This window comes from Cyclobacteriaceae bacterium, assembly GCA_013141055.1.
In the GTDB taxonomy this organism is placed as follows: Bacteria; Bacteroidota; Bacteroidia; order Cytophagales; family Cyclobacteriaceae; genus ELB16-189.
In genome coordinates this window covers 134,492-151,349 of record JABFRS010000002.1, presented here as the reverse complement: position 1 = coordinate 151,349, position 16,858 = coordinate 134,492, and the positions used below count along the sequence as shown (strand labels likewise).

Genomic DNA, 16,858 nt, shown 5'->3' with positions numbered 1-16,858 from the left:
TTATTTTCATACCAACGATGAAAAAGATCATACTTGCTTTCATGTTTGTTTGTCCTGCTTTGCTGAAGGCTCAACCCTCAGGCGATGCGTTCAGGAGTTTTATTCCTGCCGGGTGGGAACTGCTTGCCGCTGCTTCCGGTGACCTGAACAAGGATTCAATTGATGATGTTGCTATTATCATTGAGGAAAGAGTGGGCAGTGGAGATTTTGGTAAGCTTCGAAACATCATGATTCTTTTCAGAGCGAAAGATGGTAAATACTCGCTGGCCTGTAAGGGTGAAAAGGCTGTGATGGGAAGCGAGAGTGGCGGCACGATGGGAGATGGCTTTAACGAAATGAAGATTGTAAAGGGAGTCATCATCCTGAACTTTGCGGGTGGTAGCCGCGATCAATGGGATCTGACGTATCGCTACCGATATCAGAACGGAGACTTTTATATGATCGGAGCAACGAACAAAGGAGGTAACGGGATTGACAGCTATAACTTTGACTTCAATGTGAATACAGGAAAAATGATCGTAGTCAAAAAATACAAAAGCAACCCAAAGAAGAACATCAATGAAACCAGAGTTGTAAAGAAAGATCCACAGCCTATGCTGAAGTCATTTGAACCGTGGACGTTGCAATATGATGGCGGAGTAACCTTCTGATCACATTACTTGTTTTTCTTCAGCGCTTCAACTTCTGCTCTCAGTAATTTCAACTCTTTCATCACGGCTTCAAATCCCTGGTGAACCTCTTGTTCAGTCTCCTGGAGGTCACCCTGGATCTCAGTGATCTTCTTTTTATTGAACTTCTGATCCAGTACAACTTTCTCATGTACCTGTGAGGTTAAGACCGCCACAAAGACATTGAAGCTGATGATGGCTGTGAGGACGACGAAGCTCACGAAATAACTCTTGATCAGCCAGCTGTCATTGTAGTTGGCACTGGCCGCATACATCATGTCGCTCCAGCCGTCCAGTGTCATGAGCTGGAAAAGAGTGATGAAGGCATGACCTAGCGTTGTGAAGTCGGCGTGGTCAAACTGATGATGGCTGAACAAATAGATTCCAATGATGGAATAGATGTAAAGTAAAATGCCTAGCAACAGGGCAAAGGAGAATATCGTGGGGATGATGGACACGATCTTCTGTTCTACTGATTTCAACTCGGAACTGATCTCCAGTAAGCGCAATACCCGCAGCACACGGAACAATCTGCTTACGGCAAGGAATTCAGGGTGCTCAAAGAAGTGACCGAACAAGCTTGCGGCGCTCACGGCAACAATGGTGAAGTCGAACAGATTCCAGAAACCTTTTTCATCAACATCTACACGGCCATTCTTAATGGAGAAGAGCTTGAAGAAGTGCAGTGGATTTGTTTCTCCCAGGATACGGAAGATGATCTCACAGACGAAGAAGAACGTGAAGGCAAAGTCGAGCATATCAAATACATCCTTGTGCTCAGGATAGAACGTTTCCAGTCCAAGAGTAAATGAGCATAGAATGATGACGATGCTGACGAGCTCGTGAAATATCTTGCTGTCAACAATTGTTTTAAAGGTAGTTTTCAGGAGGGTCATTGCGGGGGGAGTGAGGGAATGAAAGATTTCAAAACTGAGGCTGAGGTGCGTCTGGTAAAGTTTCGTCGAGCCAGTTCTCATACCAATCCAGGAAGCCGACGCTGGCTTCGCGGTCTTTTATATTCTGATAGAATGGAGTGATGGATTGATTCTCATCCAGCATCCACATCTTGCCGTATTGTTCACCGGAAGTTATTAAGATGGCCGACAGATCATGGCCGTAGTTTGCGAGCTTGATAAACCCACCGAACGGATCGTCGAAAGGACCACGAAGAGAAAGATCATCTTTTATGTCTTCCATGATCGCATCCGCATAGACATTGTCATACGGAAATTCCATGCTGCAGAAGTCAGGGTATTCCTTCAGGAAAGCCTTGTCGGGATGAGCATCCTTCAATTCAAATATTCCCCAGGCCGGACCTGCACCGCCATCACCGGCAAGCTTGAGAAACTCACGATACTCTTCCGGTAACACTACGCCGATAAGTTTTTCGGTGGCCTCAATCTCTTTTTCGGTTAAGGGTTTGTTCAATTTATAATGGTGACCTTCCATTCGATAGTATGGATTGTCTCCGGCGCCGAATACTTCCAGTTTGGTGTCCTTTTTCCTTTGAGCTTCGAGTTTGGTTTTGAGTAGTTGAATCCGATCAGAAATTTTCATGATGAGGAATGGGGTAGGCATAAAAATACCAATGCCGGACGAATCCAACACTGGTTTTATAAATATTTGCAGGAAATCTTAGAGCTTCACCAAAACAGGTTGGTGCGAAGCGTCGCCTCTTCTGCGTGCTGTCTGTTCCTGTTGAATGGATTTCTTTTCCTGAATGCCTGCACGTTGATTGCTGCCGTCACAGGTGCCTAAAAGCCACCAGATTACAGCAAAGGCCAGGATTGTTCCGAGACATCCGCCACCGATCTTGGATGCTCCCCAGCCGGCAAGAAGACCTTTAAATAGATTGTTCATGATTTTGAGTTGGGTTAGATTTTATTTTCCACTTAGTATCAAAATATCATGCCATGAGGCTTGCCGCCGATATTGAATTCAAAATAAAGTCGTGTATTTTTAATCTATGGCGAAGAAAGCAAAAGCATCTGCTCCGAATGAACTCGACTTCAAACTGAAGCTCAACAATCTCATCAACGAGTTTCCCGATCAGGATAAGCTTGCAACTTTTAAGCAGACGCCCGACAACCAGATCAATGTTTTGAAAGTGGGAGAGGGAAGGAGAGTTCACATGAATGGCATGAATCACCTGCCGAAGAGATTGCTGGACAAAGTGCTGGCGATGATCATACAGTTTGAAAAACTGTAGCACTCATTAAAAGGAGTTCAGTCCCCGGACACACACAGATAAATAGTAATGCAGCCTTTGCTTTAGTTAATGGATTAACACGGAAGCAGGTAGCTTGAAGTGTACTCATCAGCAAGCTGATATTTAAGAGCACGGTTTATTTGAAGGCATGCATCATCGATAGCTACAAGCTTAAAAGGCCTGAAGGGCCGAGATTTATTAGCCCTGGCCGCAGGCCAGGGTTTTACGATGCAAACGTGCATTTAAGCCCTGAAGGGGCGAGATTGTTAGTTGCGTATTACCAATTGGAATCGACGCTTATGATGATGAGTGTTTGATGGTGAATTATCAAACCATAATCCCGCCCCTTACGCTTGCGCAGGAGCAAAGCATCATGTCGGTGATACCACCATCATATGGCAACATTTAAGGTTGATTCGGATAGCCCGCGGTTTTAACCGTGGGTTATAAATTGATGTCTGCATCCTTAACCATTTCAATGGTTTCCCAAACCCAATTAATTTTGAAACCATTTAAAATGGTTGTGGTGAGATATCCGTCACAAGACCCACGGTTAAAACCATGGGCTTCATTCACCAAAAAAAATTCCCTCCAATCCGTAACATCTGAAATCTTTGAACGTATCTTTTTGTTGTCATTCTGCATAGCATGGATTTCTATGCGCCGGGGTTTTAAGAGGCAGATGTGCGGTTAGCCGTAAGCCTTAATTCAGGTTGATAGCCCGGCAAAATGACCCTCGACCATAGGTTTTACCTAGGTTCTACCTAGGTTCAGGCTAGGTTCAAGCTAGGTTCTGCCTAGGTTCAGGCTAGGTTCTGCCTAGGTTCAAGCTAGGTTCAAGCTAGGTTCAGGCTAGGTTCACCCTAGGTTCACCCCAGGTTCTCAATACCCTCTTCATAGGCTAATACCCGATTAGTATCGGATGATGTCCCAATGGGTATCCTTTTCTATCCCATTAGCAATAACGAATACTTTCAAAATGTAATCGTTCATAATATTGTAGCGTACCTACGGCACGCTGAAAGAACTTAATCATACATTTCTACAAAGATTTGGTCCCGCTGGGACCAGTATCTACCTACATATTACATTGTTATTGATAATGTTTTATCAGCACTCAACTCTGCCACCTCATTACGGTTTTTCAAAGGTCCCGGAGGGACCTAATCTTTGTAGTTAATGAAGTCCGGAATTTGCACCGGCGTGCCGTAGGTACGCAACATTTTATAAAGGATATAGCCAGGCATTATGTGGATAGCCTATTGTTCTCTCTTTTGTCTTTTTTAGATGGCTTTCTAATGTGCCCCTTTTTTGTTCATCACTTATTCTTCAGCGAATGCACCGAATACTTGCACCCAAACTTCTTCACAAATTCATCATCAATCTCATTCGCCTTCTTGAATAAGCCCGTGATATTGGCATTGATCTCATTCTGACGCGACGAGAATATATCGGTGATATAAACCCGATAGGAGATAAACACTTCCTTGTCATGAACTCCTAATTGATAAACTCCTACATCTGCAGAGAGCAATTCCTCCAGCAGCGGTCCCATGTTTTGCATCGGCAACTGATTGATCGGGGAAGTAGCATACAGATAGCTGTTGTTGTAAACAAACAATCTCACCATTGCTGAGTCGACATGGAACTCCCAGAACTCTGTGCCCTGGCGCGCAAGCACCGGATTCACTCCGAGTCCGGCGATAGCACGTTCACAGAAGTTGCTGATATCCGACAGGACGGGTTCATCAAAATATTTGACGTCGATGTTCTGGCCACAGCTGAGGCAGAACTCAGATCGTTCATTGATCAATGCCGCGCATGAATCACATACAAGATTGAATGTTGTTCCTGATACTTTGCTGAGTGCGTTGAACTCTTCCGTAAGCGTGGAGATGGGAACCGCAAAACCCATGTTGTCCGCGTTGTTGAATTTGCTGGTAGTGATACCGATCACCTTTCCATGAGCATTGATCATAGGACCACCACTATTGCCAGGATTAACGGCTGCGTCGGTCTGAATGAACTTACGTCCGCTCATGAGCTGACTTGGTGCACTGACAGTTCCTTCTGTCACCGTGAATGGCATACCGAAAGGATATCCCGCTACAAATACTTTATCACCCTGCTGAAGAGCGGAGTCATCGTGAAGTTCAAGCTGTGGGATATCGAATTTCTTGTCAACACTGAGGAATGCAACATCTTCCTGGGGATTGACCAGCACTACTTTCGCGAGGTGACGGTTGCCTTCCTTGTCCTGTAGTGAAACTGTTTTGGAATTACCAACCACGTGATAGTTGGTAACAAAAATATTCTTGTCTTTAAGATAGAAGCTGGTACCTGATCCGCTTGCGGTCATCACCTTATAGATCGATTGTTCGAATGCGTGAGCCATGGTATAATTAGTTAGCAGGGAATGGATAGTTTTCGATAGTCTGAAGTCCGGTGAGTAATATACCCGAAGCTTCTGCCCATGTTTTGCCTGACGCATTGGTCAGCGCATTGATCAGAATAATGTTAACGGTGTTGTCCATGTTGTTTCTGTAAAACAGATCATAGATACAGTAGTGCGACTCAATGCAGGATCCTATGTAATTCTTTCCTGCATGAAACTCCTGGGTCTTTGCAGAGGCAGCTTTGATCATTCCTTTGACGCGATCGCCGCTGATGCTTGCCTTTTCAGGCACGAACGTATCTGCCTGGTAAAGCTGTTTTACAAAAGCATCTTTTCCTTTTTGCTGGATGCCTGCGAGGAATGTCTTCGCTGTCTGAATGCGTTCGTTGACATTGATATTACCGTTGGCAAGTTCACCGGCAACGCGATCAAGCTCGGTCTTAAGGAATCCCTGTGTCTGGAGACAAAGGTCAATTCTCTTTAATGCCAGCATGAGATAGTCGAGCGTGCTGCCGAACCAACGCTGGGTATCGAAGTAGGTCTGGTATTCACCGGTCTCTTTGATGATCTCGTTGACATGGTCCCATGCTTTAGATGCAACATCTGCGGCGGGGTAGATTACTTTTGGTTCTACGAGATTCTTTGCTTTGAATTTTTCGCGAAGCTCATCGTCATAGCGATCGGCAGTAGAGCAGATCTCTTTCAGAACGTAATACATTTTATACGGCTCACAGGTATCGAGCGTAGAGCTGTAATGGAAAGTCAGTTGATTGGAAGAGAGCTTTATTTGCGAGAGTGTGAGAGGATAGAAGTTGAGTTCGGCGATCCTTCTCATCAAAGGTATGCGCATGGCATCTTTGATATCGACGAGAGGGCAGGTGATGTTGACCTTATCATTCGTGATGGTGATATCCACGACGACCGATCCATGAGGAACAATGAATTGCGTCTGGGAGGAGTTACCATACTTGCTTCTCAGGGCGGGGTTGATATAGTCGAGGAGACTGTTGAAAGAATCCTGATAGCGTTTTTCGTCCCATGCTTTTGTGACGTTGGGCCATAGCGCTGCGGTGAGGTTTCCCTGGAGGTTTCCCCACAGGTTAACATAGAATTTAGGTGCTGTAGTCATTTGGGGTCTTTAAGAAAATACGAAGTACTAACGTAAAGAAGTTTTCGGAAAGACGGAAATGGTTCTGGCCCTGTACCATGGACTCAATTTGTTAGAATATTTAGAGGAGTTGGTTCACCATTTTACCAGAACAAATAGGTAAACGCGTGATATGCTTTGAAAGACTAGCGATTTTCTTTCACTTTAGTTGCTCAATTACCAACAATAAAAAAGCCTCAATCCTTTTAAGAATTGAGGCTTTTAGCTGCGGTCTGGACGGGACTCGAACCCGCGACCTCCTGCGTGACAGGCAGGCATTCTAACCAGCTGAACTACCAGACCGTTGCTGCTTCTTTCAAAACAGGGTGCAAAGATAGCTTTCAGGGCTATTTATCCAAAAAGCGAATCCAAATAGTGGAAATATCTTTAATGCACTCTCGTAGTCAGGCTTTTGCACGCCGCTTTTAATGCCCTTCACTCACCATCAGCTTCATCGAAGCCTCAATCTCCTTATCAAATCCAAAGTCGTACTGGAAGTCCGAGATCTCCCAGCCCGTACCATTCTTATACAAAGCAAAGGTGAATCTCACGGGATCGCGCTGGTAGTACACCAGGTAGCTCACATACCTCAGGCGGGTGCCTAGATTCTTGCTCTTTAATTCCTCATAACCAATGTATTCGCCCATCGTCTTGATCTCTTTCTCGAGGCGTATGATAATGTTATCCATCTCACCACCACTTGTTTGAATCCACTTGTTGGTAGTAAGCGTGTACTTCAATGCCGCATCATAACCCTTGTTCTTGTACAGGTCAAAGAAGGTGTCGATGAGCTCCTGGCCATTGTCTTTCGTCTGCGAATAGGATACCGAAACGATCGCCGTCAGCAGAATGATGAGAAGTTGCTTTTTCATAATTGTTGGTTTTAGAATTTGGTAAAGGGAGAACTGAACAGAAGAGACCTTTTCGAACCGCCAGCCAACCAAAACGATCCTTATTTCCCTTCTTCATTCTCTTATTCTATGCCTGAATTTACCCCTGCGGTAACTCGCGAATGCCGCGTATTGCCGAAAAACCAGCCCAACTACCAACCGGGACGCTGAATTTCAAAAAAACGCTACTTTTGCACTCCATAACCACTCTGTAGAGAAGATGAATTTGCTGGATTTTGAAAAACCGATCGCCGAACTGGAGTCCAAACTCCAGGATATGAAGCAACTCGCTGACGACAGCGATACCTCCGTAACCCAGGCGATCAAGGCCCTCGAGAAGAAAATACTAGACCTTAAGAAAGAGACTTTTGAAAACCTTACCGGATGGCAGCGCGTCATTTTATCCCGCCATCCCGATCGTCCTTACACATTAGACTACATCTACGAAATCACGACCGACTTCATTGAACTTCATGGCGACAGAAACGTCGGCGATGATAAAGCAATGGTTGGTGGACTCGGTACCATTGATGGCCAGACCTTCATGCTGATCGGTCAGCAGAAAGGAAGAAATACAAAGCAACGTCAGATGCGCAACTTTGGAATGGCCAACCCTGAAGGCTATCGCAAGGCATTGCGTCTGATGAAGATCGCAGAGAAATACAACAAGCCTATCGTTACTTTCATCGATACTCCCGGAGCGTTTCCAGGACTCGAAGCAGAAGAGCGCGGACAGGGTGAGGCCATCGCACGGAATCTTAAAGAGATGTTCATGCTGAAGGTACCTGTCATCTGTATCATCGTGGGTGAAGGTGCATCCGGTGGTGCATTGGGCATTGCCATTGGTGACCGCGTGCTCATGCTGGAGAACTCATGGTACTCTGTTATCTCTCCTGAGAATTGCTCCGCTATCCTTTGGAGAAGCTGGGACTTTAAAGAGCAGGCGGCAGAGTTATTGAAGCTGACTTCAAAAGACATGTTTGCTTTGAAGATCATCGACGGAATCATCAAGGAACCACTGGGAGGAGCTCACACGGACATCAAGTGGATGGCCAGTGAAGTGAAGAAGACGATCATGAAGTCTTACAAAGAGCTCAGCAAGATACCTGCTCAGGATTTGATCAATCAGCGGATTGAGAAGTTCACCTCGATGGGTGTCGTTAAAGAATAGAATTTATACGGGGTTGTCATTCGTTGATTCGTTGGTGACGATCGTAAGCATCAACGAGTCAAATATCTATAAATCTTCAAGTCGACGATGACCCTTCACGTTATCAATACCGGATTTTTTAAGCTGGACGGTGGCGCCATGTTTGGCGTGGTTCCCAAATCCATCTGGAACAAGTCGAACCCCGGCGACGAAAACAATCTTTGCACCTGGGCGATGCGATGTCTTCTCATTGAAGATGGAAAGCAACTCATTCTTATTGACAATGGCATTGGCGACAAGCAGGATGAGAAATTCCTATCGCATTATTATCTGCACGGTGATGATTCGTTGAGCAAATCCATTCACAAAGCCGGGTTTTCAGAATCTGATATCACCGATATGTTTCTGACCCATCTTCACTTTGATCATTGTGGTGGCGGTGTAAAGAAGTCGGGCGACAAGCTTGAACTCACGTATCCCAACGCTAATTACTGGTCGAATCCTGATCACTGGCAATGGGCAACGGAACCAAATTCACGTGAGAAGGCAAGCTTTCTGAAAGAGAATATCCTTCCCATGAAGGAGAGTGGTCATCTGAAGATGGTCCATCACAAAGAAGCATCGCCTTTTTCACAGTTCGATATTTTTTATGCTTCCGGTCATACGGATAAGATGATGATCCCGATGATCTCCTACAAAGGGCGGACGATTTGTTTTGTGGCAGACCTGATACCATCGGCATCTCACATTCCGTTACCATATGTAATGGGTTATGATACAAGGCCGCTTATAACGATGGAGGAAAAGCAGGCATTCTTGAAAGAGGCAGCGGATAAAAATTATGTGCTCTTCTTTGAGCATGACCCGATCCATGAATGTGCCACGGTGAAAAACACTGAGAAAGGAATTAGATTGGATCGCACTTTTAAGTTCAGCGAGCTATAAACAACATATGAAGAAAATCGGACTTGCGTTATCAGGTGGTGGAGCAAGGGGAGTAGCCCACATAGGAGTGCTTCAGGCACTGGAAGAGTTGGGAATCAAGTTTTGCGAGATAGCGGGAACGAGTGCCGGATCTATCGTCGGAGCATTGTATGCGCATGGGTATTCACCCAAAGAAATTTTTGAGATCGTACAGCAGGTTTCTCTTTATAAGTCTGTTCGCCCGGCATGGGGAGCAGGCGGGTGGTTGAGAATGGATGGAATGCGTGACCTCCTTCATAAGTATCTTCCGGAAAATGATTTCAAGAAACTAAAACTTCCTTTTACAGCTGCAGCTACTGAGATCAAGAAGGGCGAGATCCATTATCTGAATGAGGGTGAGCTGATCCCGGCCATCCTTGCATCGTGCAGCATTCCAGGAATATTCTATCCGCTTCAATTGAAAGATGGTTTATATGTCGATGGCGGAATACTGGACAATCTGCCGTCCATGCCACTCACAAGAACGTGCGACTTTGTTGTCGGATCTCATTGTAATCTTGTCACACCCACCTTTGATGCACATAGCACACGCGCGGTAGTGGAACGAAGTCTGCTGATGGCGATCGGAGCGATTACCTGGAGCAGCAAACAACTGTGTGATGTTGTGATCGAGCCACCGGGACTCGACAAGTATACCGTGTTTGATATTGGCAGGGCAAAAGAGATATTTGAGGTAGGGTATAAGTTTACCAAAGAGAATTTTGAAGGGAAGCACTTTGAAGAAATGCTTTCTTAACAACAGGTTTCAGTTATAAGCTATGAGTTTGACTTTTCAGGAAGTGATATTACAAGGGATACCGGATAAGTTACCGGAAGTGAAAGCTTATGACACGACTGTCAGTCATGCACCGGCGAGGAAGGACATTCTTACCAAAGAAGAGAAGAAGCTGGCGTTGAGAAATGCGCTTCGTTACTTTCATCCTAAGCATCATGCAGAGCTCGTCAAAGAGTTCTATGAAGAGCTTCAGAAGTTTGGAAGGATCTACATGCATCGCTTTCGTCCTGAATATGAAATGCATGCCCGTCCGCTTCGGGATTATCCTTACAAGTCATTGCAGGCAGGTTCCATTATGATGATGATCCAGAATAATCTGGATCCTGCTGTCGCGCAACATCCTCATGAACTAATTACCTATGGTGGCAATGGAGCTGTGTTCCAGAATTGGGCACAATATCTCCTAACGATGAAGTATCTCGCCACAATGAGCGATGAGCAAACGCTTCACATGTATTCAGGGCATCCTATGGGAGTGTTTCCATCATCGAAAGAAGCACCAAGAGTAGTGGTTACGAATGGCATGATGATCCCTAATTATTCAAAGCCGGATGATTGGGAAAAGTATAACGCATTGGGTGTTACTCAATACGGACAGATGACTGCAGGCTCTTACATGTACATTGGTCCGCAGGGAATTGTTCATGGCACCAACATCACATTGCTGAATGCAGGAAGGAAGATTGCAAAAAGAGGAGAGAGCCTTGAAGGGAAGTTATTTCTTTCATCAGGCTTAGGAGGAATGAGTGGCGCTCAGGCAAAGGCCGGGAAGATTGCAGGATGTATTTCAGTCATAGCGGAAGTAAATCCGAAAGCGGCAGACAAGAGACATCAACAGGGATGGGTCGATGAGCTGACGGATAGTCTTGACGAACTTGTGAAGAAAGTTTCGGAAGCGAAGAGAAGCAAGGCACCGGTATCGATAGCCTACAAGGGAAATATTGTGGACGTGTGGGAGCGTTTTGCCTTTGAAGAGATCACGGTTGATCTGGGTTCGGATCAGACGTCGCTTCACAATCCGTGGGCAGGTGGATATTATCCGGTGTCACTGAGCTTTGAAGATGCGAATGAACTGATGGTTCGCAATCCTGAAGAATTCAAAAAGCAAGTTCAGGATTCTTTGAGAAGACAGGCGACCGCGATCAAGCATCATACCTCAAGAGGAACGTATTTCTTTGATTATGGAAATGCATTTTTACTGGAAGCATCAAGAGCAGGTGCGGATGTGATGGCAACAGATGGTATTAACTTTAAGTATCCATCGTATGTTCAGGATATCATGGGACCGATGTGTTTCGATTATGGATTCGGTCCGTTTCGTTGGGTATGCACTTCCGGAAGTCAGGAAGATCTTGATGCCACCGATGAGCTTGCACGCGAAGTCCTGGATGAAATATTATTGACGGCACCAAAAGAGATTCACGCTCAGCTGAAAGATAATATTGCATGGATCAAGTCTGCCAAAGCAAACAATCTTGTTGTTGGATCGAAGGCACGTATTCTTTACGCTGATGCGGAAGGTCGCATGAAGATCGCGTCAGCATTTAACAAAGCTATTCATGATGGTAAAGTTGGTCCGGTTGTTTTAGGTCGTGATCATCACGATGTATCGGGAACGGATAGTCCGTACCGTGAGACCTCCAACATTTATGATGGATCACGCTTTACGGCGGACATGGCGGTTCATAATGTGATTGGTGATTCATTCCGTGGTGCCACATGGGTGTCGCTGCACAATGGCGGTGGAGTAGGATGGGGCGAGGTGATCAACGGAGGTTTTGGTTTATTGCTTGACGGAAGCAGCGATGCAGATCGCAAGCTGCAGAGCATGTTATATTTTGATGTCAACAATGGCATTGCCCGGCGTTCATGGGCAAGGAATGAAGGAGCGATGGATTCGATTCAGCGTGCGTTGAGTCTTAATCCTGACCTGAAGGTTACGGTGCCGCACATCGCGGACGATGCTCTCATTAACAAGATCGTATAATGTTCAGACCTTTTTATTCATTGATCTTTAAAATTATTGGCTGGAAAGTCGAAGGACAGATGCCACCGGATAAGAAGTTTATCATTGCAGTGGCACCGCATACAAGCAACTGGGATTTTCTGGTGGGTGTTGCGGCAAGAAGTCTTCTGAGAATTTACAAAGCGCAGTTCCTGGGGAAGAGTGAATTATTCAGGCCACCGTTTGGATGGTTCTTCCGTGCATTGGGAGGACATCCAGTGAAGCGCACAACGAAAGAAGACATGGTTGATCAGGTGGTCAAGATCTTTAATGAGCATAAGGAGTTTATTCTTGCGATGGCACCGGAAGGAACGCGCAAGAAAGTTGAGAAGCTGAGAACAGGATTTTATTACATCGCCAAAGGTGCAAATGTTCCGATTGTTCCGGTGGGCTTTGACTTTGGAAATAAGAAGGTAGTGGTAGCGGATCCGATCTTTCCTTCGGGAGATATTGAAAAGGATCTTGAGAAGCTGACAGCGTTTTACAGAACGATCACGGGAAAGAATCCGGAGTTGGGGTTTCAATAGAGAGATGAGATGAGATGAAGGTTGGTGATAACACCAACATGGGGCAAAAAAATAAGAACAGGCCGCTCCTACGGAGCTTGCCACCTCAATCATGAACACTTCTACAAACAGGTCGCCCCGAATGGGGCTATCACATCACAACAAATAAGTAGTCACATGAAGAGTATGGGACAGAACTTGCCTAAAGAGCAAATCTTTATAATAAGTAAGATCGTCCCAATCACAATAGCCCCGATAGGGGCGACCTGTTTGTAGATGGTACATTATCTAATTGACATAACTCCGTAGGAGTGGCCTGTTCCTGATTGGGATGCGAGTGCTTAAGACAAAAAAGAACAAGCCGATCCTACGGAGCTAAGATCCCTCCTCTATAAAATTTTACTACAAACAGGTCGCCCCGAATGGGGCTATCACATCGCAACAATTAAGTAGTCACATGGAGAGTATAGGACAGAACTTGCCTAAAGAGCAAATCTTTATAATAAGTAAGATCGTTCAAATCGCAATAGCTCCGCTAGGGGCGACCTGTTTGTAGATGGTACATTATCTGATTGACATAACTCCGTAGGAGTGGCCTGTTCCTGATTGGGATGCGAGTGCTTAAGACAAAAAGAACAGGCCGCTCCTACGGAGCTAAGATCCCTCATCTATAAAATTTTACTACAAACAGGACGCCCCGAATGGGGCTATCACATCGCAACAATTAAGTAGTCACATGGAGAGTATGGGACAGAACTTGCCTAAAGAACAATCTTTGTAATAAGTAAGATCGTCCCAATCACAATAGCCTCGCCAGGGGCGACCTGTTTGTAGATGGTACATTATCTAATTGACATAACTCCGTAGGAGTGGCCTGTTCCTGATTGGGATGCGAGTGCTTAAGACAAAAAAGAACAGGCCGATCCTACGGAGCTTGCCACCTCAATCATGGACACTTCTACAAACAGGTCGCCCCGAATGGGGCTATCACATCGCAACAATTAAGTAGTCACATGGAGAGTATGGGACAGAACTTGCCTAAAGAACAAATCTTTGTAATAAGTAAGATCGTCCCAATCACAATAGCCCCGCTAGGGGCGACCTGTTTGTAGATGGTACATTATCTAATTGACATAACTCCGTAGGAGTGGCCTGTTCCTGATTGGGATGCGAGTGCTTAAGACAAAAAAGAACAGGCCGATCCTACGGAGCTAAGATCCCTCCTCTATAAAATTTTACTACAAACAGGACACCCCGAATGGGGCTATCACATCGCAACAATTAAGTAGTCGCATGAAGGAGTATGGTTTGAGGTTGGTGATAACACCAATATGACATCGATAACAACGTTATTCGGCATAAAAAACAGTCAAAACAGCATTTTAAAATTTCCTCAACTCGTTTTCTGGTATTACTTTTGTTACTGAAGTTCAAAACAAAACTTTATGAAAAAAATAAAAATTCTACTGTTAACAATTATTGCGGCAACAGCATTGCACACGGCACAAGGTCAGGCTCAGCTTGCACTGGGTATTAAGGGTGGATTAAATTTTGCGAACATTAGTGGAGATGCGGGTACAACCTATGACGGTCGTACAGGCTACCATGCAGGAGCATTCTTCCTCGCTAAATTTGGAAAGATAGGTCTTCAGCCTGAAGTTATTTTTTCTCAACAGGGAACTTCTATTAAGTACAATGGTGGAAGCCTTGAGAATAACTTTAGTTATGTAAACATTCCAATCATATTGAAACTTTACCTGGTGGGTGGAGTGAACCTTCAGGCAGGTCCACAGTTTGGATTTCTTACTTCTGCAAAAGGAGACACATTTGATATAAATGGTAATAAAATAACTCAAGACATTAAGGATAATGTTAAAAGTTCTGACGTAAGCATAGGTCTTGGCGCAGGCTGGGATCTTCCTTTCGGTTTAACGATCGATGCACGTTACAATCTCGGTATTACTGATAATGCGAATTCCGGCGGGTCTGCAAAGAACCAGGTGTTCCAGTTATCTGCTGGATTCAAGCTTCTTAAGTTCGGTAAGTAATTCTTGAAAATATTTACAAAAGCCGTCTCAGAAATGGGGCGGCTTTTTTGTTTGTGTAAATTTGAATCGTCATTAATTAACATTCACATAATCATCAGAACGGAACATTTCCATCAGGCCTTCTTAAATTAACCGTTATCAATTACTCCGAATCGATAGAATATCTGTACAAGGTCCTGCCCATCTTTCAACGGGTAGGGGCTGCTGCTTACAAGAATGACCTCACCAACACCATACGCCTGTGTGAAGTACTGGACAATCCACAGCATAAATTCAAATCCATTCATGTTGCCGGCACCAATGGCAAAGGAAGTACCTCGCACATGCTCGCCGCGATCCTGCAATCAGCAGGATACAAGACCGGGCTCTACACATCGCCCCATCTAAAAGAGTTTACCGAACGGATCAAGATCAACGGCATTGAAATCGAACAGCAGTCGGTCGTTGATTTTGTCAACAGAATGCAAGGCACCATCACGGACATTGAACCGTCTTTTTTTGAAGTGACCGTGGCCATGGCGTTTCAGTATTTCGCTGATCAGAAAGTTGATATTGCAGTAATTGAAGTCGGCCTTGGCGGAAGACTGGATTCCACCAATGTCATCACACCTGAACTTTCAGTCATCACGAACATCAGCTTTGATCATCAGAATCTGTTGGGAAATACGCTGACAGAGATCGCCGGGGAAAAAGCCGGGATCATTAAAAAAGGAGTGCCGGTTGTGGTGAGCGAGCGACAATCCGAAACAGAATCGGTGTTTATTGAGAAAGCTCATTCAATGAAATCGGATATCCGTTTCGCGAGTGATTCAATTACGCTCGTGCCGGAAGGTGATCGGATGCTTGCAGTCGAGAACAACCACCTTTGGCTGATCCTCAAACCCGGATTGAAAGGCAGTTACCAGAAGAAGAATATAACAGGAGTGCTGGAGTCTGTTCAACAACTCCGAAAGAAAGGATACGTCATTCCTGACGAGGCAATAAAAAAAGGAATTGCAGATGTAGTTTTACTTACCGGACTAAAAGGGCGCTGGCAAAAGCTTCGGGATGTTCCGCTTACCATCTGTGACACCGGACATAATCAGGCTGGCATCAAGGAAGTAATTGTACAAATAAAATCCACCGCACATAATCATCTTCATTTTGTCTTTGGAGTGGTGAAAGAAAAGGACTTCTCAGGAGTATTTAACCTGTTGCCGAAAGACGCAACTTACTATTTTTGCCAGGCGAAAATTCCAAGAGCACTGGACGCAACTGATCTGGCAACGGAAGCAGAGCGATACGGACTCACAGGAAAAATCATACCGGATGTCAACGATGCATTGAATGCTGCATGGAAGAATGCAAAGCAAGATGACCTGGTTTTTGTGGGAGGCAGCACGTTTGTTGTTGCAGAGATAAATGGACTTTAAAAAGAACAGCATTTGAAAAATAAGCTTTTCCGTTTTGCTGTTATTGCTGAGCGGTCGAATGTAATAGAACCCGGCAAAGAACTGTATCCGAAGATCAAGGGCCAGTGGAACGAACTTTACTTTACGTCAAAAAATCCCATCACCATTGAACTCGCGTGCGGCAAAGGGGAGTACTCTGTTGCGCTTGCCAAACTTTTCCCTGATCGCAATTACGTTGGCGTGGATATAAAAGGAGACCGCATCTGGAAAGGAAGCACGCTCGCCGTCGAACAGAATATTTCCAACATTGGATTTTTGCGCGCCAACATATTGAATGTTGAAAGCTTTTTTGAAGATCATGAAGTGGATGAGATCTGGCTGACCTTTCCCGATCCAAGACCCAAGAAGAGAGATGTCAAAAGGCGTCTCACCAACTCACGGTTCCTGGATCTGTACAAGAAAGTGCTGAAGCCCGGCGGATATCTCCGATTCAAGACAGATAATACAGGATTGTTTGAGTACACACTTGAAGAGCTAAAGGCGCGCACGGATATAGACGATCTCCAGATCACAGATAATGTTTATGAGTCTTCTCTTCGTCCCGAGTGCTTTGACATCAAAACACGATATGAAGAGATGTTTGCCTCTCAGGGAGAAAAGATAAAGTATCTTAGGTTTCGCTTTAAATGA

16 protein-coding genes and 1 tRNA gene are annotated in these 16,858 nt (G+C 45.0%); 10 read left to right on the top strand and 7 right to left on the bottom strand.

Annotation, left to right across the window (positions count from 1 at the left end):
* Positions 1–17 precede the first annotated feature (17 nt).
* A complete protein-coding gene (locus HOP08_15120) occupies positions 18–650 on the top strand; it encodes a hypothetical protein (protein NOT76257.1) in 633 nt (210 codons plus the stop codon).
* Between the two features lie 5 nt (positions 651–655).
* Here the strand turns inward: HOP08_15120 and HOP08_15115 are convergent, their stop codons facing one another.
* From HOP08_15115 to HOP08_15105, 3 genes are all read right to left on the bottom strand, one after another.
* Complete coding sequence (locus tag HOP08_15115; GenBank protein NOT76256.1) at positions 656–1,564, bottom strand: ion transporter; 909 nt, start codon at positions 1,562–1,564, stop codon at positions 656–658.
* 28 nt (positions 1,565–1,592) lie between these two features.
* Positions 1,593–2,225 (bottom strand): SMI1/KNR4 family protein, encoded by a 633-nt coding sequence (locus tag HOP08_15110; GenBank protein NOT76255.1) that lies wholly within the window; start codon positions 2,223–2,225, stop codon positions 1,593–1,595.
* A gap of 78 nt (positions 2,226–2,303) precedes the next feature.
* On the bottom strand, positions 2,304–2,528 hold the full coding sequence (locus tag HOP08_15105; protein NOT76254.1) for a hypothetical protein: 225 nt from the start codon (positions 2,526–2,528) through the stop codon (positions 2,304–2,306).
* A 106-nt stretch (positions 2,529–2,634) separates the two neighbouring features.
* Between HOP08_15105 and HOP08_15100 the strand changes: the two genes are divergently transcribed.
* Positions 2,635–2,877, top strand: coding sequence for a hypothetical protein (locus HOP08_15100; protein ID NOT76253.1), 243 nt, complete (start codon positions 2,635–2,637; stop codon positions 2,875–2,877).
* Between the two features lie 1,318 nt (positions 2,878–4,195).
* Here the strand turns inward: HOP08_15100 and HOP08_15095 are convergent.
* From HOP08_15095 to HOP08_15080, 4 genes are all read right to left on the bottom strand, one after another.
* Positions 4,196–5,272, bottom strand: a complete 1,077-nt coding sequence (locus HOP08_15095; GenBank protein NOT76252.1) for a trypsin-like serine protease — start codon at positions 5,270–5,272, stop codon at positions 4,196–4,198.
* Between the two features lie 7 nt (positions 5,273–5,279).
* Positions 5,280–6,401 carry a hypothetical protein gene (locus tag HOP08_15090; GenBank protein NOT76251.1) on the bottom strand — a complete coding sequence of 374 codons (1,122 nt, stop codon included), beginning with the start codon at positions 6,399–6,401 and terminating at the stop codon, positions 5,280–5,282.
* A 247-nt stretch (positions 6,402–6,648) separates the two neighbouring features.
* Positions 6,649–6,722, bottom strand: a tRNA-Asp gene (locus HOP08_15085).
* Between the two features lie 122 nt (positions 6,723–6,844).
* Positions 6,845–7,291, bottom strand: coding sequence for a hypothetical protein (locus tag HOP08_15080; GenBank protein NOT76250.1), 447 nt, complete (start codon positions 7,289–7,291; stop codon positions 6,845–6,847).
* A gap of 238 nt (positions 7,292–7,529) precedes the next feature.
* On the opposite strand from HOP08_15080, the gene HOP08_15075 reads away from it, so the two are divergent.
* The 8 genes from HOP08_15075 to trmB all read left to right on the top strand — a co-directional run bounded on the left by HOP08_15075 (position 7,530) and on the right by trmB (position 16,858).
* The gene (locus HOP08_15075) at positions 7,530–8,480 is read left to right on the top strand and encodes an acetyl-CoA carboxylase carboxyltransferase subunit alpha (GenBank protein NOT76249.1); all 951 of its coding nucleotides are present in this window, start codon (positions 7,530–7,532) and stop codon (positions 8,478–8,480) included.
* Between the two features lie 87 nt (positions 8,481–8,567).
* Positions 8,568–9,404 (top strand): MBL fold metallo-hydrolase, encoded by an 837-nt coding sequence (locus HOP08_15070; GenBank protein NOT76248.1) that lies wholly within the window; start codon positions 8,568–8,570, stop codon positions 9,402–9,404.
* A 7-nt stretch (positions 9,405–9,411) separates the two neighbouring features.
* Positions 9,412–10,179: a patatin-like phospholipase family protein gene (locus HOP08_15065; protein NOT76247.1), complete on the top strand. Its 768-nt coding sequence runs from the start codon at positions 9,412–9,414 to the stop codon at positions 10,177–10,179.
* Positions 10,180–10,207: 28 nt separating this feature from the next.
* A complete protein-coding gene (locus HOP08_15060; protein ID NOT76246.1) occupies positions 10,208–12,205 on the top strand; it encodes a urocanate hydratase in 1,998 nt (665 codons plus the stop codon).
* On the top strand, positions 12,205–12,750 hold the full coding sequence (locus tag HOP08_15055) for an acyltransferase (GenBank protein ID NOT76245.1): 546 nt from the start codon (positions 12,205–12,207) through the stop codon (positions 12,748–12,750). Before HOP08_15060 ends, HOP08_15055 begins: the two co-directional genes overlap by 1 nt.
* A 1,424-nt stretch (positions 12,751–14,174) precedes the next feature.
* Positions 14,175–14,777: a PorT family protein gene (locus HOP08_15050; protein NOT76244.1), complete on the top strand. Its 603-nt coding sequence runs from the start codon at positions 14,175–14,177 to the stop codon at positions 14,775–14,777.
* A 137-nt stretch (positions 14,778–14,914) separates the two neighbouring features.
* Complete coding sequence (locus tag HOP08_15045; GenBank protein ID NOT76243.1) at positions 14,915–16,189, top strand: bifunctional folylpolyglutamate synthase/dihydrofolate synthase; 1,275 nt, start codon at positions 14,915–14,917, stop codon at positions 16,187–16,189.
* Positions 16,190–16,201: 12 nt separating this feature from the next.
* The gene (gene trmB, locus HOP08_15040) at positions 16,202–16,858 is read left to right on the top strand and encodes a tRNA (guanosine(46)-N7)-methyltransferase TrmB (protein ID NOT76242.1); all 657 of its coding nucleotides are present in this window, start codon (positions 16,202–16,204) and stop codon (positions 16,856–16,858) included.

What these genes read in the sequence shown, in the direction of transcription:
- HOP08_15115 (NOT76256.1), bottom strand. Translation starts at nt 1,564, where the DNA reads ATGACCCTCCTGAAAACTACCTTTAAAACAATTGTTGACAGCAAGATA.
- HOP08_15070 (NOT76248.1), top strand. Translation starts at nt 8,568, where the DNA reads ATGACCCTTCACGTTATCAATACCGGATTTTTTAAGCTGGACGGTGGC.
- HOP08_15120 (NOT76257.1), top strand. Translation starts at nt 18, where the DNA reads ATGAAAAAGATCATACTTGCTTTCATGTTTGTTTGTCCTGCTTTGCTG.
- HOP08_15055 (NOT76245.1), top strand. Translation starts at nt 12,205, where the DNA reads ATGTTCAGACCTTTTTATTCATTGATCTTTAAAATTATTGGCTGGAAA.
- HOP08_15105 (NOT76254.1), bottom strand. Translation starts at nt 2,528, where the DNA reads ATGAACAATCTATTTAAAGGTCTTCTTGCCGGCTGGGGAGCATCCAAG.
- HOP08_15075 (NOT76249.1), top strand. Translation starts at nt 7,530, where the DNA reads ATGAATTTGCTGGATTTTGAAAAACCGATCGCCGAACTGGAGTCCAAA.
- HOP08_15090 (NOT76251.1), bottom strand. Translation starts at nt 6,401, where the DNA reads ATGACTACAGCACCTAAATTCTATGTTAACCTGTGGGGAAACCTCCAG.
- HOP08_15110 (NOT76255.1), bottom strand. Translation starts at nt 2,225, where the DNA reads ATGAAAATTTCTGATCGGATTCAACTACTCAAAACCAAACTCGAAGCT.
- HOP08_15080 (NOT76250.1), bottom strand. Translation starts at nt 7,291, where the DNA reads ATGAAAAAGCAACTTCTCATCATTCTGCTGACGGCGATCGTTTCGGTA.
- HOP08_15095 (NOT76252.1), bottom strand. Translation starts at nt 5,272, where the DNA reads ATGGCTCACGCATTCGAACAATCGATCTATAAGGTGATGACCGCAAGC.
- HOP08_15065 (NOT76247.1), top strand. Translation starts at nt 9,412, where the DNA reads ATGAAGAAAATCGGACTTGCGTTATCAGGTGGTGGAGCAAGGGGAGTA.
- HOP08_15100 (NOT76253.1), top strand. Translation starts at nt 2,635, where the DNA reads ATGGCGAAGAAAGCAAAAGCATCTGCTCCGAATGAACTCGACTTCAAA.
- HOP08_15050 (NOT76244.1), top strand. Translation starts at nt 14,175, where the DNA reads ATGAAAAAAATAAAAATTCTACTGTTAACAATTATTGCGGCAACAGCA.